This is a genomic window from Roseomonas sp. F4 (assembly GCF_053891155.1).
Map to the genome: position 1 here is coordinate 499914 of NZ_JBSSHK010000003.1, position 21009 is coordinate 520922.

The 21009-nt window shown below is 70.9% G+C and carries 22 protein-coding genes; 11 read left to right on the top strand and 11 right to left on the bottom strand.

What is annotated here, in order from left to right:
- Window positions 1-36: 36 nt before the first annotated feature.
- The 4 genes from ACVFYP_RS14615 to ACVFYP_RS14630 all read left to right on the top strand — a co-directional run bounded on the left by ACVFYP_RS14615 (window position 37) and on the right by ACVFYP_RS14630 (window position 3760).
- Window positions 37-1137 carry a trypsin-like peptidase domain-containing protein gene (locus ACVFYP_RS14615; RefSeq protein WP_499200919.1) on the top strand — a complete coding sequence of 367 codons (1101 nt, stop codon included), beginning with the start codon at window positions 37-39 and terminating at the stop codon, window positions 1135-1137.
- Window positions 1138-1238: 101 nt separating this feature from the next.
- A complete protein-coding gene (locus ACVFYP_RS14620; protein ID WP_499200920.1) occupies window positions 1239-1919 on the top strand; it encodes a winged helix-turn-helix domain-containing protein in 681 nt (226 codons plus the stop codon).
- A 10-nt stretch (window positions 1920-1929) separates the two neighbouring features.
- Window positions 1930-3432 (top strand): HAMP domain-containing sensor histidine kinase, encoded by a 1503-nt coding sequence (locus tag ACVFYP_RS14625; protein ID WP_499200921.1) that lies wholly within the window; start codon window positions 1930-1932, stop codon window positions 3430-3432.
- Between the two features lie 58 nt (window positions 3433-3490).
- Entirely contained in the window at window positions 3491-3760 is a 270-nt protein-coding gene (locus ACVFYP_RS14630; protein ID WP_499200922.1) for a hypothetical protein, read from the top strand.
- A gap of 54 nt (window positions 3761-3814) precedes the next feature.
- On the opposite strand, the gene ACVFYP_RS14635 is transcribed toward ACVFYP_RS14630, so the two are convergent.
- Window positions 3815-4783, bottom strand: coding sequence for a Bug family tripartite tricarboxylate transporter substrate binding protein (locus tag ACVFYP_RS14635; RefSeq protein ID WP_499200923.1), 969 nt, complete (start codon window positions 4781-4783; stop codon window positions 3815-3817).
- A gap of 110 nt (window positions 4784-4893) precedes the next feature.
- On the opposite strand from ACVFYP_RS14635, the gene ACVFYP_RS14640 reads away from it, so the two are divergent.
- The 3 genes from ACVFYP_RS14640 (at window position 4894) to ACVFYP_RS14650 (ending at window position 8077) form a co-directional block, all read left to right on the top strand.
- Window positions 4894-5604, top strand: coding sequence for a glutathione S-transferase N-terminal domain-containing protein (locus ACVFYP_RS14640; RefSeq protein ID WP_499200924.1), 711 nt, complete (start codon window positions 4894-4896; stop codon window positions 5602-5604).
- A complete protein-coding gene (locus tag ACVFYP_RS14645) occupies window positions 5601-6299 on the top strand; it encodes an RraA family protein (protein WP_499200925.1) in 699 nt (232 codons plus the stop codon). Before ACVFYP_RS14640 ends, ACVFYP_RS14645 begins: the two co-directional genes overlap by 4 nt.
- 95 nt (window positions 6300-6394) lie before the next feature.
- Window positions 6395-8077, top strand: a complete 1683-nt coding sequence (locus ACVFYP_RS14650) for a Na/Pi cotransporter family protein (RefSeq protein WP_499200926.1) — start codon at window positions 6395-6397, stop codon at window positions 8075-8077.
- Here ACVFYP_RS14650 and wecC read toward each other — a convergent pair whose 3' ends face one another.
- The 5 genes from wecC to ACVFYP_RS14675 all read right to left on the bottom strand — a co-directional run bounded on the left by wecC (window position 8078) and on the right by ACVFYP_RS14675 (window position 12708).
- The gene (gene wecC / locus ACVFYP_RS14655; protein ID WP_499200927.1) at window positions 8078-9325 is read right to left on the bottom strand and encodes a UDP-N-acetyl-D-mannosamine dehydrogenase; all 1248 of its coding nucleotides are present in this window, start codon (window positions 9323-9325) and stop codon (window positions 8078-8080) included.
- Entirely contained in the window at window positions 9307-10437 is a 1131-nt protein-coding gene (wecB, locus tag ACVFYP_RS14660) for a non-hydrolyzing UDP-N-acetylglucosamine 2-epimerase (RefSeq protein ID WP_499200928.1), read from the bottom strand. Before wecB ends, wecC begins: the two co-directional genes overlap by 19 nt.
- On the bottom strand, window positions 10434-11273 hold the full coding sequence (locus ACVFYP_RS14665; RefSeq protein ID WP_499200929.1) for a LysR family transcriptional regulator: 840 nt from the start codon (window positions 11271-11273) through the stop codon (window positions 10434-10436). Before ACVFYP_RS14665 ends, wecB begins: the two co-directional genes overlap by 4 nt.
- A 147-nt stretch (window positions 11274-11420) precedes the next feature.
- Complete coding sequence (locus ACVFYP_RS14670) at window positions 11421-12152, bottom strand: DUF2076 domain-containing protein (protein ID WP_499200930.1); 732 nt, start codon at window positions 12150-12152, stop codon at window positions 11421-11423.
- Window positions 12153-12285: 133 nt separating this feature from the next.
- A complete protein-coding gene (locus tag ACVFYP_RS14675; RefSeq protein ID WP_499200931.1) occupies window positions 12286-12708 on the bottom strand; it encodes a CoA-binding protein in 423 nt (140 codons plus the stop codon).
- Window positions 12709-12804: 96 nt separating this feature from the next.
- Here ACVFYP_RS14675 and ACVFYP_RS14680 point away from each other — a divergent pair, with 96 nt between their 5' ends.
- Window positions 12805-13203: a RidA family protein gene (locus ACVFYP_RS14680; protein WP_499200932.1), complete on the top strand. Its 399-nt coding sequence runs from the start codon at window positions 12805-12807 to the stop codon at window positions 13201-13203.
- Complete coding sequence (locus tag ACVFYP_RS14685; protein ID WP_499200933.1) at window positions 13200-14174, top strand: Bug family tripartite tricarboxylate transporter substrate binding protein; 975 nt, start codon at window positions 13200-13202, stop codon at window positions 14172-14174. The genes ACVFYP_RS14680 and ACVFYP_RS14685 overlap by 4 nt, the downstream gene beginning before the upstream one ends.
- A 60-nt stretch (window positions 14175-14234) precedes the next feature.
- Here the strand turns inward: ACVFYP_RS14685 and ACVFYP_RS14690 are convergent, their stop codons facing one another.
- Entirely contained in the window at window positions 14235-14624 is a 390-nt protein-coding gene (locus ACVFYP_RS14690) for an ElaB/YgaM/YqjD family protein (RefSeq protein WP_499200934.1), read from the bottom strand.
- Between the two features lie 218 nt (window positions 14625-14842).
- Between ACVFYP_RS14690 and ACVFYP_RS14695 the strand changes: the two genes are divergently transcribed.
- Window positions 14843-15580 (top strand): metallophosphoesterase family protein, encoded by a 738-nt coding sequence (locus tag ACVFYP_RS14695; protein WP_499200935.1) that lies wholly within the window; start codon window positions 14843-14845, stop codon window positions 15578-15580.
- 43 nt (window positions 15581-15623) lie between these two features.
- On the opposite strand, the gene ACVFYP_RS14700 is transcribed toward ACVFYP_RS14695, so the two are convergent.
- On the bottom strand, window positions 15624-16370 hold the full coding sequence (locus tag ACVFYP_RS14700; protein ID WP_499200936.1) for a maleate cis-trans isomerase family protein: 747 nt from the start codon (window positions 16368-16370) through the stop codon (window positions 15624-15626).
- 147 nt (window positions 16371-16517) lie between these two features.
- Here ACVFYP_RS14700 and ACVFYP_RS14705 point away from each other — a divergent pair, with 147 nt between their 5' ends.
- Window positions 16518-17513 (top strand): Bug family tripartite tricarboxylate transporter substrate binding protein, encoded by a 996-nt coding sequence (locus ACVFYP_RS14705; protein ID WP_499200937.1) that lies wholly within the window; start codon window positions 16518-16520, stop codon window positions 17511-17513.
- Window positions 17514-17651: 138 nt separating this feature from the next.
- Here the strand turns inward: ACVFYP_RS14705 and ACVFYP_RS14710 are convergent, their stop codons facing one another.
- From ACVFYP_RS14710 to ACVFYP_RS14720, 3 genes are read right to left on the bottom strand one after another with little or no spacing between them, the layout of a single operon-like run.
- Entirely contained in the window at window positions 17652-18641 is a 990-nt protein-coding gene (locus tag ACVFYP_RS14710) for a Bug family tripartite tricarboxylate transporter substrate binding protein (RefSeq protein WP_499200938.1), read from the bottom strand.
- Window positions 18642-18688: 47 nt separating this feature from the next.
- Window positions 18689-20077, bottom strand: a complete 1389-nt coding sequence (locus ACVFYP_RS14715; protein ID WP_499200939.1) for an amidohydrolase family protein — start codon at window positions 20075-20077, stop codon at window positions 18689-18691.
- Entirely contained in the window at window positions 20074-21006 is a 933-nt protein-coding gene (locus tag ACVFYP_RS14720; protein WP_499200940.1) for an AEC family transporter, read from the bottom strand. Before ACVFYP_RS14720 ends, ACVFYP_RS14715 begins: the two co-directional genes overlap by 4 nt.
- Window positions 21007-21009: the final 3 nt, after the last annotated feature.

Genomic DNA, 21009 nt, shown 5'->3' on the forward strand with positions numbered 1-21009 from the left:
TCAGGGTCGCCCGTGCCCTTTTGCCTCGGAGTCCCCATGCCTCACGCGCTGTCCCAAAAAGGCCTGGCCCGCCGCGCCTTCGCCGGCCTTGCCCTGCTGCCCGTGGTCGGTTGCGCCGCGCCGCCGGCCCAGGCGCAGCGCGGCGCGCTGGTCGCCCTGCCGGATTTCGCCGATCTGGCGGAGAGGGTGCTGCCGGCCGTGGTCAGCATCGCCGTCACCTCCGAGGCGCGCGCGGAAATCCCGGCGGAGCTGCGGGGCACGCCCTTCGAACGCTATTTCCGTGACCGGCAGCGGGGCCGCGGCCAGCAGGTGATGGGGGCCGGGTCGGGCTTCGTCATCGACCCCTCGGGCCTCGTGGTCACCAACAACCATGTCATCGGCAATGCCAGCCGGGTGCAGATCACCTTCCAGAACGGCCAGGACTACACCGCCCAGCTGGTCGGTATGGATGAGCTGACGGACCTCGCGCTGCTGCGCATCGAGGCGCGGGCGGCCCTGCCCTCATTGAACTGGGGCAGCTCCGCCGCGCTGCGGGTCGGCAATTGGGTGCTGGCGGCGGGCAATCCCTTTGGCCTCGGCGGGTCCATCACCTCCGGTATCGTGTCCGCCCGGGGGCGGGAGATCGGGGCGGGTCCCTTCGACGACTTCATCCAGACCGATGCGCCGATCAATCCGGGCAATTCCGGCGGGCCGCTGTTCAACACGGCGGGGGAGGTGATCGGCATCAACACGGCCATCTATTCCCCCTCCGGCGCCTCCGCCGGCATTGGCTTCGCCGTGCCCTCGGATCTGGCGCGCGGGGTGATCGAGCAGCTTCGCGCCACCGGCCGGGTCGAGCGCGGCTGGCTGGGCGTCTCGGTGCAGGATGCGGGTGGCGAGGCCGGCGCGGCGCGAAGCAGCGCCGGCGTGCTGGTGGCGGGGGTGGAGCGCGGCAGCCCGGCCGCCCGCGCGGGGCTGCGCCAGGGCGACCAGGTGATCGCCATCAATGGCGACCGGGTGGAGACCAGCCGGGCGCTGGTGCGCGGCATCGCGGCGGTGGCGCCGGGGCAGACGGTGCGGCTTTCGATCCTGCGCAATGGCCGGCCGATGGACATGCCGGTGCAGGTCGGCCGCCGGCCGGTGCAGCCGGCGGGCTGATGCGGCCGCCCGGCGCCTGAGGGCATCATCGCCACCCAGGTGACGCGGCGCCGATTCGGGCAGTATGGTGAACACCTGCGCTTTTTTTTACTGGAACACCCATGCGGATCCTGCTGGTCGAGGACGACGCCGAAGTTGCCCGTTTCGTGAAGAAGGGGCTTCAGGAGGCCGGGCACACGGTCGAGCATGCCGCCAATGGGCGTGACGGCCTGTTCCTCGCGGCCTCCGAGGGTTTCGACGTGCTGGTGCTGGATCGCATGCTGCCTGGCGGCGTGGATGGGGTGCGGCTGGTCGAGACCCTGCGCGGCCAGGGCAATCGCAGCCCCGTCCTGTTCCTGTCCGCCCTGACGGCGGTGGATGAGCGGGTGAAGGGTCTAAAGGCCGGCGGCGACGACTATCTGACCAAGCCCTTCGCCTTCGCCGAGCTGCTGGCGCGGGTCGAGGCGCTGGGTCGTCGCCCCTCCGCCGAGATGCCGACCACGCGGTTGAAGGTGGCGGATCTGGAACTCGACCTGCTGTCCCGCACCGTGACGCGCGGCGGGCGCAAGATCGACGTGCAGCCGCGCGAATTCCGCCTGCTGGAGCATCTGATGCGCCATGCCGGCCAGGTGGTGACCCGCACCATGCTGCTGGAGAAGGTCTGGGACTACCATTTCGACCCGCAGACCAATGTCATCGACGTGCATGTCAGCCGGTTGCGGCACAAGCTGGACAAGGGTTTCGACAAGCCGCTGATCCAGACCGTCCGCAACGCCGGCTACATGATCCGCGCCCAGCCCTGAAGCCGGGCACATGCCACAGCCGATGACGCGCCGGGCCGGGGCGGCCGGGCCGATGGATGTGGGCATGGCGCAATTGCCGCTGATCGGCCTGCTGCGCAGCGCCTCCGGCCGCTTCGCGCTGCTGTTCACGGCGCTGTTCGCCGCCTCCGCCACCGCGGCGGCCGTGGTGCTGTGGTGGAACACCGCCGGCGCCCTGGACCGGCAGACGGATGCGGCGATCCGCGCCGATGCCACCGCCCTGGTCGAGCGCCGGGCCGATTCCGGGTTGGCGGCCCTGGTGCCGGCCATCGTCGATCGCCTGGCCGTCGATGTGCAGAACGAGGCGCTGTACCTACTGCAGGCGCCAGACGGGCAGGTGTTGGCCGGCAATCTGGAAGCCTGGCCGGCGGAGGCCGACTCCGACTCGCCCTGGATCCGCATGCCCTTGCTGCGCGACGGGTCGGAAAGCGAGGCGCGGCTGCTGCGCGTGGAGGTGGGGGAGGGCCACCGCCTGCTGGTCGGCCGCGACGTGGCGGAGAAGCTGCGGCTGCGGGCGCTGCTGAGCGAGGGCTTGGCCTGGGCCGCCGCCTCCTCCGCCCTGATCGCCGTGCTCGGCGCCTGGATGCTGCGCCGGGCGCTGGAGGATCGGCTGGCCCCGGTCTACGGCACGGCGGCGGCGATCGGTGCCGGCGACCTGTCCCGCCGCGTGCCGCTTTCCGACCGGCAGGACGAATTCGACCGGCTCGGCATGACCATGAACGCCATGCTGGACCGCATCGCCCAGTTGATGGAGGGCGTGCGCGGCGTCTCCGACGCCATCGCCCACGACCTGCGCACCCCGATCGCCCGCGCCCGCGCCAAGCTGGAGGAATCGCTGGATTCGGCGGTGGATGAGGAGGCGCTGCGGGCGGCGGTGGAACAGGGCATCGCCGACCTCGACGACATCGCCCGGGTGTTCAAGGCGGTGCTGCGCATCGCGGAGGTGGAGGCCGGCGCCCGGCGCGCCGCCTTCGCGCCGCTCGACCTGGCGCCGATGCTGGCCGATGCGGTCGAGCTATATGGCGCGGCGGCGGAGGCGCTGGAGCAGGTGCTGGTCGCCGAGCTGCCGGACTCACTGCCCCTGGTGGGCGATCGCGACCTGCTGCTGCAGGCGGTGGCCAACCTTCTGGACAATGCGCTGAAGTTCAACCCGGCGGGCGGGCGCGTGCTGCTGGCCGCGCGGCAGGTGGCGGGGATGGCGGAAGTGACGGTCTCGGATGACGGCCCCGGCCTGCTGCCGGCCGAACGCGCCCGGGTCGGGGAACGCTTCTTCCGCACCGACGCCGCCCGCACCACGCCGGGTTCCGGCCTGGGCCTGTCGCTGGTGCGCGCGGTGGTGACGCTGCATGGCGGAGAGGTGGTGCTGGAGGATACCTATCCCGGCGCGACGCCCTCCGGCCTGCGGGTGACGCTGCGTCTGCCGCTGGGGGCGGCCAGCACCGCCGCCGCCGCGCCGCATCTGGTGATGGAAAGGCCTGGCGCCGCCGGCGGATGAAGGCCTTTTCATCACGTCGCCACGCTGCGCTGCGACGTTCTGCGTCAGCATGCACCGCATGCGCGTACATCTGATTCTTGGCTTCGCTGTCTTCCTGGCCATTCCCGCCAGCGCGCAGAACCTGAATCCCCAGCCGGCCCTGCGCGTCACTACCGACAGCACCGAATATTGCCGAGCCCTCGCCGCCCGCCTGATCGGCCATCCGCCGGATGCCGAGGCGGACCAGCGGCTGGTGGAGGAGGGGCGGCGGCTTTGCGAGGATGGTCACCCGCGCGCCGGCATCGCCAAGCTGCGCCGCGCCCTGCGGGCGGGGCAGCCGACGCGCTGATACCCATCCCGTCTCAGTGGGACCTGGTGGGTCCCGGATGTCGTCCGGCCAGCTTCAGGAAACCCGAAGTCCGGCCTTCTCGATTACCCGCGTCCACTGCGCGTTTTCCGACTGGACGAAATCGGCGAAGGGGCCGGGGGCCATGAAGCGGGCGGTGCAGCCCTGACCATCGAGCTGTGCGATCACCGCCGGCGTTTCCAGCGCCGTCTTCAGCGCGGCCGACAGCCGGTCCAGCACCGCCGGCGTCAGCCCCGCCGGGCCGACGATGCCCCACCAGGGGGCGGCGGTGAAACCGGGCAGCGCGGCTTCGGCGATGGAGGGCACGTCCGGCGCCTGGCTGGCACGCTCCAGCGTGGTCACGCCCAACGCCTGAATGCGGCCGGCGCGCACATTCTCCTGCACCGAGGAGAAGGCGTCGAAGTAATAGTCGACGCGGCCGGAGACGAGGTCGATCGTGGCCTGGGAAGAACCGCGATAGGGCACATGCGTGGCCTCGACCCCGGCCGAGGCGTTGAAGGCCTCCGCCGCCAGATGGCTGGTGGAGCCGATGCCGGAGGAGGCGAAGTTCAGCTTGCCCGGATTGGCCTTGCCGTATTCGATGAAGCCGCGCAGCGTCGTCGGCAGGCCGTTGCGGGTGACCAGGCAGAAGGGGCCGACGCCGATCAGGCCAAGCGCCGTGAAGTCCCGCTGCGGATTGAAGGGCGTGTCCTTGTCGATCAGCGGCCGGTAATAGGTGGCGGCGCCGGAGATCAGCAGCGTGTAGCCGTCGCCGGCCGATTTCGCGACATTCTCGGTGCCCAGCGCGCCGCCGGCGCCCGGACGGTGGTCATAGACCATGGCATGGCCCAGCGACGCCGCCATGGCATCGCCGACGATGCGGGCGATATTGCCGGTGGACCCGCCGGGCGCCCAGGGGACCACGAAGCGGATCGGCCGGCTGGGATAGGCGGCCGCCTGCCCGAAGGCCGCCGGTGCGGCCAGGAGCCCGGGCAGGGCGGCGAGCAGGGTGCGGCGGGTGGTCATCGCAAGGTCTCCGGAAAGCAGAACCCCGATGTTGCGCCGCACACTGAAATCTTCGCAAGATGCATTATTGACGGTGCGAAATTGGGCGCAAGTCGATCGAGGTTAATCGTATGCAAAATGTGCTGTACGTCGGCAGTGCCTGGTCCTCCTCCTGGTCCGTGGTCGGCTGGATGGCCTGCCGGCTGGGTGGCTTGCCGGTGGAACTGCGCCGCATTTTCCTCTCGCGCCCCGACAGCCCGCCAAAGCTTCGCGCCGTCTCGCCTTCCGGCCGCGTTCCTGTGCTGCATCTGGCCGGGCCGCCGGATGAGGCGGAGGCCGGGATGGTGCTGTGGGACAGCATGGCGATCGCCGAATGGCTGTGGGAACGCGACCCGGGCTGCGGCATCTGGCCGCAGGACCCGGCGAGGCGCGCCTATGCCCGCTGCGTGGCGGCGGAGGTGCACAGCCATTTCGATGAGCTGCGCAACGGCCTGCCGATGAACCTCATCAAGCGCTGGCCGCTGCGCGATGGCCTGCCCAGCAACGTCAAGCTGATGAACCGCCCCGGTGTGCGGACGGGGACGGAACGGCTGGAGGCAATCTGGCGCGACGCCCGCGCCCGCTGGGGCGGTCCCTACATCGCAGGCGCGGAGTACTGCTTCGCCGATGCGGTGTTGGCGCCGATGTGCAGCCGCTACGTCACCTATGGCGTGGAGCTGGCGACCGACAGCATGGAATTCATCGCCGCCCAGATGGACAGCCCGCTGATGCGCGCCTGGCTGGCGCGGGCGGAGGCCGAGGCGGAAGAGGTGGGGCGCGATATCGTGCTGATGTATCCATGACGCCCGAAACCCTGGCGCTGCTGCGGCAGGTGGCGGTGCCCACCTTGTCCGCCGTGATGTTCGCCCGCGGCCTGCGCAGCCGCTTCCTGCACGGCATCGTCCCGGCGAACCCGGAGGCCGCGCGTTTCATCGGCCCCGCCTATACCATCCGCGCGATTCCGGTGCGGGAGGATCTGCGGGATGCGGTGGCGGCCGGCCGCCTGCCGAACCTGCACCGCCAGATTTTCTCGGATACGCCCGCCGGCGCCGTGCTGGTCTGCGCCACCGGGGGCGCGGCGCATGTCTCCGTCCTGGGCGACATCATCGCCACGGCGCTGCACCGCAAGGGCGTGGCAGGCGTGGTGGTGGATACCGGCGTCTCCGACCTGCCGGTAGTCGCGAGGATGGCCCTGCCGGTGCATCACGGCGGCGGCTCCGCCCCCGTGCCGTCCTCCGCCGTGGTGATGGTGGTGGACCATTCCCTGCCCATCGGCATCGCCGGCGTTGCGGTGTTTCCGGGCGATATCATGGTGGGCGACGCCTCCGGCGTGGTCTGCATCCCGGCCGAACTGGTCGAGGAGGTGGCGCGGGAAGCCGCGGAGAAGGAACGGCTGGAGGCCTGGATCCTGACCGAGATCGAGGGTGGCGCACCGCTGGAGGGCACCTATCCCCCCGACGCCGCCACCAAGGCGCGCTACCGGGCGGCGCAGGGCTAGAACCGCGCCGCCGCGAGACCGTTTGCATCCGTGGGGGAGGGGTCTAGGCTGCAATATTGCAGTTTTATGACACGACTCAGATGAGGTGAGCGGGATTGTCCCAGGCGCTGCTGCTGGTGGAACTGGCGGGCCATGCGGCCCTGCTGCTTTGGGGGCTGCATATGGTGCAGTCCGGCGTGCAGCGCGCTTTTGGGATGCGGCTGCGCCATGTGCTGGGCATCGGGCTCGGTGGACGCGGCCGGGCGGTGCTGGCCGGGCTGGTCATCACCGCCGCGCTGCAATCGTCCACCGCCACCGCGCTGATGCTGGGCAGCTTCGCCGCCGGAGCTGGGGTGGCGCTGGCGCCCGCCTTGGCCGGCATGCTGGGCGCCAATCTCGGCACCGCGCTGATCGTGCTGGCCCTGTCCTTCCCGAACGGGGCGCTGGCGCCGGGGCTGGTGCTCGGCGGTGTTGTGGCCTTTCGGCGGGGTGGGGCCGGGCGCGTGCGCGATATCGGCCGGGTGGCGATCGGGCTCGGCCTGATGCTGACCTCGCTGCATCTGCTCGGGCTGGCCATGGCGCCGGTCGAGTCCTCCCCCGCGCTGCATCAGGTGCTGGGGGCGGTTGCCGACATGCCGCTGCCCAATCTGCTGGTGGCGGCGGTGCTGGCCTGGGCGGCGCATTCCTCGGTGGCCGCCATGCTGTTCATCGCCGCCCTCGCCGCCTCCGGCGCCGTGGGGGCGGAGGCCTGCCTGGCCATGGTGCTGGGGGCCAATCTCGGCAGCGCCATGAACCCGCTTCTGGCTGCGACCGGGGATGTCGGGCCGGATCGCGCTAGGCTGCGCGTGGCGCTGGGCAATCTGGCGAACCGGCTGGTCGGCGCCGCGCTGGTCCTTGCGCTGCTGCCGCAGGCGGCCGCGCTGCTCGGGCCTGTCACCGCCCTGGCGGCGGCGCAGGCGCATCTGGTCTTCAATATCGGCACCGCCCTGCTCGCCTGGCCGCTGCTCGGCCCGCTGTCGCGGCTGCTGGAACGCTTCCTGCCCGACCGGCCGCAGACCGAGGATGCCGGCGCGGCGCGCTATCTCGATTCCGGCGCGCTGGATTCCGCCCCCGTCGCCCTGGCCAATGCGGCGCGGGAGGTGCTGCGCATGGCCGATGCGGTGGAGGCCATGCTCGCCGCCTCCGCCACTGCCTTCCAGGAAGGGCGGCGGGAGGGGCCTAAGGCCGCCAAGCGGCTGGACGATGTGGTGGACCGGCTGCACCGCCAAGTGCAGACCTACCTGGCCCGCATCCCGCAGGAAAACCTGGGCGAGGAGGAAGCCCGCCGCCTCGACGAGATCCGCGCCTTCGCCGTCTCCCTAGAACATGCGGGGGATGTGCTGGACCGCGATCTGGGCGGGCTGGCGACCAAGCGCCTGCGCCGCGGCCTGGTGCTGCCGGCCGATATCGCCGCCGAGATCACCGGCCTGCATCTGCGCCTTCAGGCCCAGCTTCGCCTCGCCGTCGCCGTCTTCATGCGGGAGGATGCGGAAGCCGCCCGGCGCCTGGTGCGGGAGAAGGAAGGGCTGCGGGAGGCGGAGCGTCTCGCGCTGACCCGAATGGCCGAGGCGGCGGATCGCTCCGCCGCTGAAGGCGGGGCGGCGGCCGGGCTGCTGCTGGATGCGGTGCGCGACCTGCGCCGGATTGGCGCGCATTTCGCCATGGTCGCCCACCCCCTGCTGGAACGCCGCGGCGAATTGCTGCCGAGCCGCCTGTCCCCTGAGGTGCGGTTGGAGGAGGCGGGCCAGCCCGGCCGGTAGTCAGCGGCGGAGCAACCCGACCGCATCCAGCACCGGCCGGCCCCCCATGGCCGCTTGATTCAGGGCGCGGAAGGCACGGTGCGGCACCAGGATGGCGAGCACATCCGCCTGCGCCAGCGCCGCTTCCAGCCCCAGCAGTGCCACACCCGACCGGCCGGCCAGCGGCGCCGGCAGGGCGTCCAGCAACGGATCGCAGCAGACCAGCCGCAGGGTCCCTTCGCGGGAAAGCGTCTCGGCCACCGCCAAGGCCGGGCTGGCGCGCAGATCCTCGACATCCGGCTTGTAGGTCAGGCCGAGGCAGGCCACGACCGGATCGCGCAGCCCGGCCGCCAGCGCACGGATTGCCGCCGCCACCTCCCCGGGCCGGGCGTCGTTCACCGCCCTTGCGGCGCGGATCAGCGGCGCGCCGCCGGGCGCGGCCTCCGCCAGGAACCAGGGATCGACGGCGATGCAATGCCCGCCCACGCCAGGGCCGGGCTGCAGGATCGCCACGCGCGGGTGGCGGTTGGCCAGGGCGATGGCGGCCCAGGGGTCCACCTCCACCCCCCGGCAGATCGCCGCCAGCTCGTTGGCGAAGGCGATGTTGATGTCGCGATAGGCGTTCTCCGCCAGCTTCGTCAGCTCCGCCGTGCGGCTGTCGGTGACATGGCAGGTGCCGGTGACGAAGCCGGCATAGAGGGATTGTGCCTGCGCTGCGCAATCCGGGGTCAGGCCGCCGATGATGCGGTCATTCGCCACCAGCTCCCGCAGCATGGCGCCGGGCAGCACCCGTTCGGGGCAATGCGCCAGATGCACGCAGCCCGGCGGGGCGGGGGCGCCGCGCGCGGGCAGCCGCAGATCCGGCCGGGCGGCGGCGATGCGGGCCGCCAGGGCCTCGGTGGTGCCGACGGGGCAGGTCGATTCCAGGATCACCAGATCGCCCGGCTTCAGCAGCGGCGCGATGGCATCGGTTGCGGCATGGACGGCGGAGAGGTCCGCGCGGTGGTCCGCCCCGAGCGGCGTTGGCACGGCGATCAGGAACACCTCCGCCGGTCCCGGCCTGTCCCGCGCCACCAGCCGCCCCGTGGCCAGAGCGGCGGCCAGCAGCATGTCGAGGTCGGGCTCGCGGAAATGCGCCTGGCCAGAGGCGACCGCCGCCACCACGCGCGGATCGGTGTCGCAGCCCAGCACCGCATGGCCCCGGCTGGCCAGCATCGCCGCCGTCGGCAGGCCGATATAGCCGAGGCCCATTATGCAGAGGCGTCGCACCGGGCCTCCCACCACGCCGCCACGGCCTCCGCGATCCGGTCGGCGGCGCGGCCGTCGCCATAGGGGAAGACCGGGCGGCTCATCGCCGCGAGGCGCGCGGGGTCGTCGAGCAGGTTCCGGGCGGCCGACAGGATCGCGGCGGTCTCCGTGCCGGTCACCAGCGCCGCGCCGGCCTCTACCACCTCAGGCCGCTCGGTCACGTCGCGCAGCACCAGCACGGGGCGGCCCAGCGCCGGCGCTTCCTCCTGCAACCCGCCACTGTCGGTCAGCACCAGGGTCGCGGCGTGCATCAGGGCGATGCTGTCGCAATAGGGCAGGGGGTCCAGCAGATGCACGCCGGGCAGGCCCGCCAGCCGCGACGTGACCGTGTTGCGCACCGCCGGGTTGGGATGCAGCGGCCAGGCGATCTCGACATCGCCCCGCGCCGCCAGCATCGCCACCGCCTCCGTGATCCGGGCCAGGGGCGCGCCCCAATTCTCCCGCCGATGCGCGGTGACCAGCAGCAGGCGGCGGCCAGGGGCGATGGCGATCGGCACCACGCCGCGGCGGCGGTGGCGGAACAGCGCGTCGATGCCGGTATTGCCGGTGACCAGCACGCGGCCATCGCCATATTCGGCCCGCAGATGCGCCGCCGCCGCCGCTGTGGGGGCGAAGCGCAGCGCCGCCAGGGCATCGATGGCGACGCGGTGGAATTCCTCCGGCCAGGGATTGCCCAGGTCGCCGGAGCGCAGCCCGGCCTCCACATGGCCGACCGGAATGCCGGATTGATGCGCTGCCAGCGCCGCGGCGAAGGCGCTGAGCGTGTCGCCCTGCACCAGCACCAGATCCGGCCGGGCCGCCGCCAACGCGCCGGCCATGGCGGTCAGCAGATAGGCGGTGAGCAGCGGCAGCGCCTGGCCGGCGGGCTGGGCGCCGAGGTCGATCTCCGCCCGTTCGTCGAATTCCGCCAGCACCTCCGCCACCAGCCGGGCATGCTGGCCGGTGGCGCAGGCGGTGGGCGTGAGGCCGGGCTGGCGGCGCAGGGCGGCCAGAACCGGCATCATCTTGATCGCCTCCGGCCGGGTGCCGAACACCACCAGCACACGGCAGGGCGATGCGGTCCGGCCCATCATCCGGCGGTCGCGGCGCCGAGCGACTCGCGGATGAAGCCGATCAGGGGCTGCACCACCTGGCTGCGGCCCTCGGCATCGCCGAAGACCGCCATCTCCACCTGCCCGAGCTCCGGCAGCCCCGTCACCTCCCGCAGCCCGACAGGGAAGCCGCTGCGGCCGAGCACGGTCAGGGCGAAGCCGGCCTGGGCGGCGGCGGCGAGGCCCAGCAGGCTGTCGCAGGTGAAAACCGGTTCGAAGGCCAGCCCCGCCCGGGCCAAAGCGCGCAGGGCGCGGTCGCGGAACATGCAGCCTTCGGGCAGCAGCGCCAGCGGCAGCGGCCGGCCCTCCGGCGCCGCCCAGCCCGGCGCGGCGGCCCAGACCACCGTCTCCGTCCAGATCGCCACGCCCGCCACCTCCCCATCCCGGCGCTTGCCGAGCACCAGGTCGAGGCTCCCGGCCTCCTGCTTGGCGCGGAGTTCGTGGCTGCGGCCGACCTCCACCTCCAGCCGCGCCTCGGGATAGGTGCGGGCGAAGCGGGCCAGGATATGGGCGAGGCTACGCGGCACGAAATGATCGGCGACCCCCAGCCGCAGCCGGCCAGCGACCGGCGGGGCGACGAGGCGGCGCACCGCCTCATCATTCAGGGCCAGCATGCGGCGGGCATAGGCCAGCAGGGTTTCCCCTTCCGCGGTCAGTTCGACGCGGCGGCTGGTGCGGCGGAAGACCGGGCGGCGGACCAGATCCTCCAGCCGCTTCACTTTCAGGCTGATGGCCGATTGGGTGAGGCCGAGCGCGGTTCCGGCGGCCGTGAAGCCACCCTGTTCCGACACCATCACGAAGCAGCGCAGCAAATCCAAGTCCAGATCCGGTATTCGCATGGTTAACACATGATGGAGAATTATCGTCGGGTTCGCAACTAGCGGTTGAATAGCAAAAGGGCGCCACGATCCCTCGTGGCGCCCTTCCATCAACCGAAACGCGGCCCCGGCGGGGGCCGGGCGGTGTCAGATATCCTCGTCGTAGCCACCGCCATCGTCATAGGCGCTGGCATCGTCCTGGTAGCCGCCCTGGTCATAGGGCTGCGCATCGGCCTGGCCCGGATCGGTCCAGGGGGAGGAGGTGGGCACCTGTTCCTGCCCAAAGGCCCCGGCGGCATCGCCCGCCGTCGTCGCCGCTTCCGCCGCGCCGCCGCCGGAGAAGGCGGACATCAGCGCATTGCCGAGCATCATGCCGCCGGCCACGCCGACCGCCGTCATCATCGCGGTGCGCATGAAGCCGCCGCTCTGGCCCTGCTGCAACGCCTGCGGATTATAGCCGGGCGGATATTGCGGCTGCGGCTGCGGGCGGGTGCGCATCATCGGGCGCTGCTGCTGGCCGCCGCCGAACATGCCGCCGAACAGCCCGCCACGCGGCTGCTGCTGGGCCTGCTGCGCCTGCATCTGGGCCTGCTCCAGCTCCCATTCCAACTGCTGGATGCGGTTCTGCATCTCGACCACCGCATGCTCCTGCACGAAGGCGGTCTGGGTGATGCGGTAGCGGGCCTCGGGGTAGCGGGTGAACAGCTCGCCGATCAGCCGGTCGGCTTCCGGGTCCACCGGCGGCAGCGGCTGCGCCGGTGCCTGCTGGCCGCCACCCAACGCCCCCCAGGGCGAGGCCGGGCGCGCTGGTGCCGCGCCGGCGGCGCCGCTCACCCGCTCCACATAGCCGGTGATGATCCGGCGTTCCTCGTCCGTCATGGTCCCCTGTTTCCTCTGCGATGGCCGATGACATGCCGGACCCCGGACCAACCCAAGGATCGTTACCGACATTTCATCCGCGGGCGGAATTGGCCCGGCGAAGGGTGATTTTCAAGCGTTGGTCGTGTGACGTTCAGTGAGCGATCCGCGGTGGCAGGCCCAGCCGGCGCCACTCGATGGCCGGGCATCGGTCCATCACAACCACCAGCCCCGCCGCCCGCGCCCGGGCCGCCGCAGCCTCATCCACCACGCCCAATTGCAGCCAGACGGACTTCGCCCCCAGCCGCACCGCCTCATCCACCACCGCGCCGGCTTCCGCGCTGCGGCGGAACACATCGACCATGTCGAGCGGCGCCGCCTGTTCCAGCCCCGCCAGCACCGGCCGCCCCAGAATGGTCTTGCCGGCCAGCACCGGGTTCACCGGGACGGCGTCATAGCCCCGGTCCAGCAGGAAGCCGAAGACGCCATGACTCGCCCGGTCCGGACGGTCGGAGGCGCCGACCACGGCGATCCGCCGGGTGGCCAGCAGAAGGTCTTTGATCTGGTCATCGTTCATAGGCTCAAGATGGGCGGGTCGCGCGCGGGTTGAAATGGGTTTGGGCGCATGCAATCGTTTGCATCCCGCGCTCGCGTCGCCGTGAAAGGGACCGGAATGAGCTTCAGCGTCACCCATCTGGAAGGGACGGACTTCCAGAAATCCCGCGCCTTCTCGCCGGCCGTCATCACCCAGGGCGGCCGCACCGTCTGGCTCTCCGGCCAGACCGCCACCCAGGACCTGGAGGGGCGCGACATTTCCTGGGATTTCGAGGCGCAGGTCCGCACCTGCTACGCGCTGATGGACCGCACCCTGGCCCGCGCCGGCGGCGGCCTGGCCAATCTGGTCTGGACCACCGTCTATATCCTGGACCCGCGCCATGGCGACCTGCTGGTGAAGCTGCGGGCGGAGCATTTCCCGGGCGGCCACTTCCCTTGCAGTGCCCTGCTGACCGTCAGCGCCTTCGCCCGGCCCGGCATTCTGGTGGAGATCCAGGGCATCGGAGTGGTGCCATGACCCGTCTGACCCGGCGCGCCCTGCTGTGCACGGCCCCCGCCTTGGCGCTGGCCAGCCCGGCCCTCGCCCAGGGCTATCCGACGCGGCCGATCCGCATCCTCGTCACCATCGGCGCCGGCTCGGCCGCCGATATCCTCACCCGCGCTTTGGCGGATGAGCTGGGCCGGCGCCTCGGCCAGAATGTGGTGACGGAAAACCGCCCCGGCGCCGGCGGCAATATCGCCGGCGAGGCGGTGCGCCGCGCCGATCCGGATGGCCATACGCTGCTGATGGCGACCGTCAGCACCCACGGCATCAACCCGGCCCTCTACGCCCGCATGCCCTTCGACCCGGTGGCGGACTTCGCGCCCATCACCCTGGTGGCGAGCAGCCCGAACGTGCTGGTGGTCCACCCCTCCTCGCCCATCACCACGGTGGCGGAGCTGATCGCCGCTGCCAGGGCGAAGCCGGGGGAGCTGACCTATTCATCCGGCGGGTCCGGCACGTCCCAGCATCTCGGCGGCGCGGTGCTGGAACAGATGACGGGGGTGAGGCTGACACATGTGCCGTTCCGCTCCGCCCCGGAATCGGTTAATGCCGTGCTGGCGGGTACCACCAGCATGACCTTCGCCTCCGTCCCCGTGGCGCTCAGCCAGGTGCGGGCCGGAAGCCTGCGGGCGATTGGCCTCAGCAGCGCCACGCCGATGGCCGATTGGCCGGAGGTGAAGCCGCTGGCCGAGCTAGGCCTGCCGGGCTTCGATGTCTCCGCCTGGTTCGGCCTGGTGGCCCCGGCCCATACCCCGGCACCCATAATCGCACGGCTGCATCAGGCGACGCGGGACGCCCTGCTGGTGCCCGCGATCCGCGAGCGGCTGGCGGGCCAGGGCATGCAGATCCTGGACGCAGACCCAGCCGCCTTCGCCACTTTCATCCAGTCGGAAATCACCCGCTGGGCGCCCATCGTCCGTGCCAGCGGCGCGACGGCGGGCTGACGCGAAAAGGTCGGGCGACCCTGGTCACCTGGCCCCATCGCGCCCCAGGGCCTGTATCGCTTACCGGTACCGGTCGGGCGAATACCAGGGCCGCGGGGTCGGGCGCTGCGCGATGATGCAGCCGATCAGCACGCCGACGGCCGCCACGATGCCGATGGCATAGGCGGGGTGTTCCTTGACCATCGCGGTGGTCCGCTCGGCACCGCTCACCACGGTGTCCCGCGCCTGGCGCGAATAGCTGCTGGCGGTATCGGCGGCATTCGCCAGAGCGGGCGTCACGCGCTCATCCATCAGCTTCTTCACCTGCTCCCGCAGGGAGGCGAGTTCGGTCTGCACGGAATCGCTGACATCGCGCGCCGTGTCCTCGGCGCGATCTGCCACTTTCCTGGCCGTCTCGCCACCCTTGGCGGCTGCGTCCCGGATCGTGTTCTTCGCCTGCTCGTCGCTCATCATGGATGCTCCATAGCGTTTGGCTGCTGAGATGGTGCCGAGTAGATCGGCATGGCGAAGTAACACTGGGGATGACAAGTGGTTGCGAGGGGCCGGACGCGCTGTGATGGCACAGAGCGCAGATCGTCGGGCCGAGGTCGCGTGCTGCAACGGAGGATGGACATGGCACAGGACGCCTGGGGTTCTGACAAACCCTTGCCCCGAAAGGGCCGGGGCTGATGCGCGTCGCCATCATCGCGGATACCCACGGCAACCTGCTGGCTCTCGAAGCCGTGCTGGCGGATGTGCGGGCGCAGGCGCCCGACCTGGTCGTCAACCTGGGCGACCTGTTCACGGGCCCTTTCGACCCGGCCGGCAGCGCCGATGCGCAGATTGCCTTGGGGTGCCCGACCCTGGCCGGCAACCATGAGCGCGACCTGCTGGAAGGCAACGACGCCAGCGGCTCCGTGGCCTTTGCGCGCCCTCGTCTGTCGGCGGCGCATATGGAATGGGTACGGCGCCTGCCGAAGACACTTCGGCTGGCGGATGATGACGTCTTCGCCTGCCACGGCAGCCCCGCCGGGGGTGACCTCGACTACCTTCTCGACGACGTCGACAGCGGCCGGGCGGTCCTCGCCCCGGAGGATGTCATCCGGCCGCGGCTGGCGGGCATCGGGCCGGCGCGCCTTGTCCTGTGCGGCCATACGCATATGCCCCGCATCGTCCAGATCGGGGCGGTGACGGTGGTGAATCCCGGCAGCATCGGCATGCCGGCCTATACCGATGACAATCCGGTGCCGCACGCGATCGAAACCGGGGCGCCGCATGCTCGCTACGCCGTGGCGACCCGAGGGCCAGGCGGCCGCTGGTCGGCCGACCTGCGCGCGGTCGCCTATGATTGGGATCGTGCCGCCCGGCAGGCGCTGGAGAACGGCAAGCCAGCGGTGGCTCGCTGGACAGCGACCGGGCGGGTCTAGCGGGCGGCCGAACGATCCCCCGTTCAGGCCGCGCCCGCTCTTGTCAGAATCGCTCGAGCAGGCTGCCGCAACCCGCGACCTTGTCGGTGATGCCGCGCGAGCGCAGCGCGTGCCAATAGGTGGCGGTGTTGATGGCGATGACGGGCTTGCCGAGCCACATCTCCGCCATGGCGGCCAGCTTCACCATCGACAGGTTGGTGCCGACCTGGACGATGGCATCCACGTCGTCGCCATCGATCTCCTTGATACCCTGGACGCAGCGCGCCGGGGTCTGGGCGGCGATATCGGTCCAGGAGGTGCAGCGGAAGGCGGTGTCGCGCACCACGGAGAAGCCCATGTCGGTGAAATAGCGCGCGACCTCGATATTCATCGCCGGCCAATAGGGAGACATGATGGCCAGGCGCTTGACGCCGCCATAGGCGTTCAGCGCCGCGGTGCAGGAGTGGCTGCCGACGCTGATCTTCAGGCCGGAGACCTCCTCCACCTCCTTCACGAAGCGGTCGGCGCCCTTGGCACCGTCGAAGAAGGTGACGGCGGACATGCCCATGACCAGCGCATCCGGCAGGCAGGTCATCACCGACTTCACCGCGTCCAGCGTATTGCGGCCGATCAGCTCGGCGCCGGCGCGAAAGGTCTCGTTGGAAACCGCATCGGCATTCGGGGTGAAGATGCGGGCGTAGTGGTTGGTCACGCCGGCGGGCCGCATCATGTCGAAATCGGGCTGCACCACGGTGTTCGTGGAAGGTCCCATCACGCCGAACTTGCACCGCCAGCCGAGAACGTCACCCATCATTCGCATCCTTGCGCCGAAATCGGCGGCAGCTTGCCACATCGCCGGGCGCACGCCAGACCCGATGCGCCACTTTTCAGCGGCTATCCCCTTGCAAGAAGGTAAAGTCGGACGTCTGCTGTCCGTACAAATATGGGAGACATCACGATGGCCTTTCCGCACCTGCCGCGACGTGCCGCGCTGCTGGGGATCGCTGCTGCCGGCCTGCCCTGGGCGGCACGGGCGCAACCCGCCGCCTCGGTCGGGGATTGGCCGAACCGGCCGATCCGCTGGATCAATCCCGGCCCGGCCGGGGGCGCGGGCGATGTGATTTCCCGGCTGATCGCGGATCGGTTGCAGGGCGTGCTCGGCCAGCCGGTGGTGGTGGACAACCGCCCCGGCGCTGGCACCAATATCGGCATGACGGCGGTGGCCCGCGCGGCGCCGGATGGCTACACGGTCGGGCTGGCGACCATCGCCGCCAATGCCGCGAACAAGTGGCTGTATCGTAGCATGCCCTTCGACCCGGAGAAGGATTTCGCGGCCGTCGGCATGATCGCGCTGGTGCCGAATATCGTGGTGATTCCGCCGGCCCTGTCGGCGCGCAACCTGCAGGACTTCATCGCCTGGGCAAAGGCCCAGGGCCGGCCGATCAATTTCGGCTCGGTCGGCGCCGGGTCGTCGCAGCACCTGGCCGGATCGCAGTTCCAGATCATCACCGGGCTGCAATTGCAGCACCTGCCCTACACCAATAGCGGCCAGATGAATTCGGACCTGATGGAAGGCCGCATTGACCTGCTGTTCCAGTCGATCTCGGCCGTGACTCAGATGGCGCAGGCAGGGCGGATGCGCGCCATCGCGGTCAGCGGCACCGCCCGCGTCGACGCCTTTCCCGATGTGCCGACGATGCAGGAGCAGGGCGTGGACATCACCTCCACCGGCTGGTTCGGCCTGTGCACCCCGACCGGGGTGCCGGAGCCGATCCTGGCGAAGCTCGACAGCGAGTTGCAGACCATCGTGCGCGACCCGGCCCTGGCCGGCCGGCTCTCGGCCAGCGGCGCCATCCCGCGCGCCATGGGCCGCGCGGATTTTGCGACCTACATGGCAGAGGAAAGCGCCAAGTGGCGCGTGGTGGTCGAGGCGGTCGGCGCCCGCGTGGATTGAATGACCTTTGCAGCCTCAGGCGCCGGCGCCCCCTCCGGGGGCTAGGCTGCGCACCACCGGGCGCGGCGGCCATTCGGCCGCTCGGCCGGCGAAAGACGCCGGCCGCAGATCGTGCTCCCGCGCCGAATGGTTGCGCGGCTACTGCCGCGCCGCCCCTGAAATCTCCACCAGCCGGCGCCAGATCGGTGTTTCGCGCGCGATCTGCGCCGTCATCGCCGCCGGGCTTTCGCTGACCACCGCGTCGTAGCCGAAGGGGCGCAGCGCAGCGGCGAAGCTGGGGTCCTGGCCGACGCGGCGGATCGCGGCGAACAGGCGCTGCACCTCCGCCTCGGGCGTCGCGGCCGGGGCCAGGATGGTGTTCCAGGACCGGACATCGATGCTCTGCAACCCGGGCGTCTCTGCCAGCGCCGGCACATCGGCCAGGAAGGCGAGCCGGCTGCCGGAGCTGACGCCCATCGCCTTCATGCGGCCGGAGGCGATATGCGGCAGCAGGGCCGCCGGCAGGTCGGCGGTGGCCTCCACCGTGCCGGCGATCACATCCATCGCCTGCTGCGCCCCGCCGCGATAGGGCACGCTCGTCAGCTCCACCCCCGCGGCTGTGTTGATGGCGGAGAGCACGAGATGGGTCACGGTGCCGACGCCGGCATTGGCCACCCGCACGCCGCCCGGATTGGCCTTCGCCCAGGCGAGCAGGGCGGCCATATCCGTCCAGCCATGCCGCGCCGCGACATCCGTGCCCACCGCCAGCACCACGGCGCTGTCCGAGACCTGGGAGATGGCCCGGAAATCCTTGGTCACGTCGAAGGGCATGGTCGGCTGGATGAAGGGCGCGGCGCAGAGCGTGGCAGCGCCGATGACGCCGATGATGGTGCCATCCGCCGGCCCCTTGGCCACCGCATCGGCGCCGATCAGCCCGCCGCCGCCGCTGCGGTTTTCCACCACCACCTGCTGACCTTCCAGCAGCGGCGTCAGGCGCTCCGCCAGCAGTCGGCCCAGGCTGTCCACGCCACCGCCGGGCGGGAAGGGGATCACCACCCGCAGCGGGCGGCGCGTCTGTCCGAAGGCGAGGGAGGGGGTGGCGAGGGCGCCGAGCAGAAGGGCGCGGCGGCCGGGCTTCAGAAGGATCATGCGAGGGCGTCTCCCAGGGATTTCTTACCCTAGGGAAACGGCCCGATTCACTGCAACGCGATCGCGGCCCGCGCGGCGATCGATGCCGGAATCGCACCGCGCCGGGCGGCTTCGCGCCACACCCGCTCGATGGCCGCGCGGCCACGGCGGGTGACGGCGGCAGCATCGGCGGTGAGGACCTTGCTGTCCCGCAGCAGCACGCGCCCCTCCACCATCGCCAACGACAGGTCCGCCGCGCTGCCATTGGTGATTAGGGATTTCAGCGGGTCCCAGACCGGCTGGTAGCGCGACGACCCCAGGTCGAACATCACCAGATCCGCCCGCGCCCCCTTCGCCACCAGGCCCAGATCCTCCCGCCCCAAAGCCAGCGCCGCATCCCGCGTCGCCGCCCGCAGGATGCGCGGCGCGGCCAGGCCGTAGGGTGTGCCCGACTGCGCCTTGGCGAAGACGGAAGCGGTGCGGAGTTCGTGCAGCATGTCGAGCGTCACGCCATCCGTGCCGATGCCGAGCCGCAGCCCTGAAGCCTCCATCCGCGCCAGCGGTACGAAGCGGCCGGAGCGGGCGAAGGCGAGCGGGCAGGAGGCCAGCGCGGCACCCGAGTCCGCGATCATCGCCATCTCGGCATCTGTCGCGAACATGCCATGCGCCAGCACCACGCCGGGGCGCAGCAGGCCCATGTCGCGGAGATGCGCGATGGAGCCCTTGCCATGCGCGGCCTGCACCTTCTCGATTTCGATCAGGTTCTGGGCGGCGTGGATGGAGACGATGGTGTTTCGCTCGCGCGCCGCCGCATCGATGGCGCGCAGCAGCTCCGGCGTGCAGCTATCCGGGCCATGTGGGCCGAAGCCGACGCGCGTGACGCCGCGCGGGCCTTCATCGTAGCGGTCGTACAGCCTTGTGATGGCCTCGAAGCCGGTGTCGCTGGTGGGGCTGTAGGTCGGCTTGCCATCGGGCGTCATGCCGACGGGGGCGGAGAACAGATAGGGGCAGGACCAGCTTCGCAGACCCAGGCGCTTCGCCCTTTCGATGAAGGGCCATTGCGCCACGCGGTATACGTCGAGCAGCGCGGTCGTGCCGCTGCGCAGGCCCTCCAGCAGCGCCATCTCGGCGGCGTCGCCGATATCCTCCTCCGTCATCACCTGCGCAGCGACATCGCCCAGCGGCATCAGCAGCGAATAGACGATGTGGCCGGGCAGATCGCCCGGCGCGAGGTCATCCGCCAGGCCGCGGAACAGCGGCGCGGACAAGGCGTGGTTGTGCAGGTTGATGAGGCCCGGCATCAGCAGGGAATCGGGCGCGACGATGCGCTCGGCCTCCAGCGTCGGCGATCCGGCGACCACATCGGCCACCATGCCGTCCCGCACGATGACCGAATGGCCCGTGCGCAGGCCGTTATCCGCATCCCAGACCCAGCCGGGCTCGATCACCAATGTCATGACAGCACGCCTCGGAAATGCCCGATCAGGGCCGACAGGGTCAGGATGGATATCGCCGTGGAGACCACCACGGCCGCGCCGGAGCGGTCCGTGCCCGTGGCGTAGCGCCGGGCCAGGATGAAGGCATTGGCCCCGGTCGGCAGCGCGGCCATGGTCACGGCAACGGCCGTATCGATGGCGGAGATACGGAAAAAAAGCGCCAGCCCCCAGGTCAGCAGCGGCAGCGCCAGCAGCTTGAGGCCGACGATCGCAGTGGTTTCCTTCCACGCCGCCGCCGCCGAAATCCCGGCGAGCCCACCGCCGAGGCAGAACAGCGCCAGCGGCGGCGCCGCGCCACCCAGCAATTCCAGCGTCCGCCGCACCACACTCGGCACTGGAAGGCTGAAGGTCACCCAGATGAAGGCGGCGATGACGGCCAGCACCACGGGATTCTTCAAAATGCCGGTGAGGGAGGAGGTCAGCACCCGTCGCCAGGGCGCATTGGCATGCAGCCCGACCTCCGTGACGATGGTGGCCAGCCCCAGCAGGATCATGGTCTGCAGGGCCAGGATGCCGAGCATCGGCGGCACGCCGGGGGCGCCATAGGCGGCGACGATGATCGGCACGCCCATCATCACGGAGTTGCCGAAGACGCAGGCCAGGGCAAACAGCGCCGCCTCCGCCAGCGTCACGCCAAAAATCCGCCGGGCGCCGACCACCACCAGCCCATACATCAGGATGGAGGCCGTCAGGATCGCCAGCGCGGCGCCGCCCGACCCCTCATGCGGCCGCGTGCCGCCGGCGAACAGCAAGGCGGGGGCGGCCAGGCCGAAGACGAAAAGGGTCATGCCCTTCAGCGCCTCGTCCCCCACCATCTTCCGCTTCACCGCCGCATAGCCCAGGGCGATCAGGGCGAAGACCGGCAGTACGACCTCCACCACCCCACCCATCTG

Coding starts and splice junctions, on each gene's coding strand:
- ACVFYP_RS14615 (WP_499200919.1), top strand. CDS start 37: ATGCCTCACGCGCTGTCCCAAAAAGGCCTGGCCCGCCGCGCCTTCGCC.
- ACVFYP_RS14620 (WP_499200920.1), top strand. CDS start 1,239: ATGCGGATCCTGCTGGTCGAGGACGACGCCGAAGTTGCCCGTTTCGTG.
- ACVFYP_RS14625 (WP_499200921.1), top strand. CDS start 1,930: ATGCCACAGCCGATGACGCGCCGGGCCGGGGCGGCCGGGCCGATGGAT.
- ACVFYP_RS14630 (WP_499200922.1), top strand. CDS start 3,491: ATGCGCGTACATCTGATTCTTGGCTTCGCTGTCTTCCTGGCCATTCCC.
- ACVFYP_RS14635 (WP_499200923.1), bottom strand. CDS start 4,783: ATGACCACCCGCCGCACCCTGCTCGCCGCCCTGCCCGGGCTCCTGGCC.
- ACVFYP_RS14640 (WP_499200924.1), top strand. CDS start 4,894: ATGCAAAATGTGCTGTACGTCGGCAGTGCCTGGTCCTCCTCCTGGTCC.
- ACVFYP_RS14645 (WP_499200925.1), top strand. CDS start 5,601: ATGACGCCCGAAACCCTGGCGCTGCTGCGGCAGGTGGCGGTGCCCACC.
- wecB (WP_499200928.1), bottom strand. CDS start 10,437: ATGATGGGCCGGACCGCATCGCCCTGCCGTGTGCTGGTGGTGTTCGGC.
- ACVFYP_RS14670 (WP_499200930.1), bottom strand. CDS start 12,152: ATGACGGACGAGGAACGCCGGATCATCACCGGCTATGTGGAGCGGGTG.
- ACVFYP_RS14675 (WP_499200931.1), bottom strand. CDS start 12,708: ATGAACGATGACCAGATCAAAGACCTTCTGCTGGCCACCCGGCGGATC.
- ACVFYP_RS14680 (WP_499200932.1), top strand. CDS start 12,805: ATGAGCTTCAGCGTCACCCATCTGGAAGGGACGGACTTCCAGAAATCC.
- ACVFYP_RS14685 (WP_499200933.1), top strand. CDS start 13,200: ATGACCCGTCTGACCCGGCGCGCCCTGCTGTGCACGGCCCCCGCCTTG.
- ACVFYP_RS14690 (WP_499200934.1), bottom strand. CDS start 14,624: ATGAGCGACGAGCAGGCGAAGAACACGATCCGGGACGCAGCCGCCAAG.
- ACVFYP_RS14695 (WP_499200935.1), top strand. CDS start 14,843: ATGCGCGTCGCCATCATCGCGGATACCCACGGCAACCTGCTGGCTCTC.
- ACVFYP_RS14700 (WP_499200936.1), bottom strand. CDS start 16,370: ATGGGTGACGTTCTCGGCTGGCGGTGCAAGTTCGGCGTGATGGGACCT.
- ACVFYP_RS14705 (WP_499200937.1), top strand. CDS start 16,518: ATGGCCTTTCCGCACCTGCCGCGACGTGCCGCGCTGCTGGGGATCGCT.
- ACVFYP_RS14710 (WP_499200938.1), bottom strand. CDS start 18,641: ATGATCCTTCTGAAGCCCGGCCGCCGCGCCCTTCTGCTCGGCGCCCTC.
- ACVFYP_RS14715 (WP_499200939.1), bottom strand. CDS start 20,077: ATGACATTGGTGATCGAGCCCGGCTGGGTCTGGGATGCGGATAACGGC.
- ACVFYP_RS14720 (WP_499200940.1), bottom strand. CDS start 21,006: ATGGGTGGGGTGGTGGAGGTCGTACTGCCGGTCTTCGCCCTGATCGCC.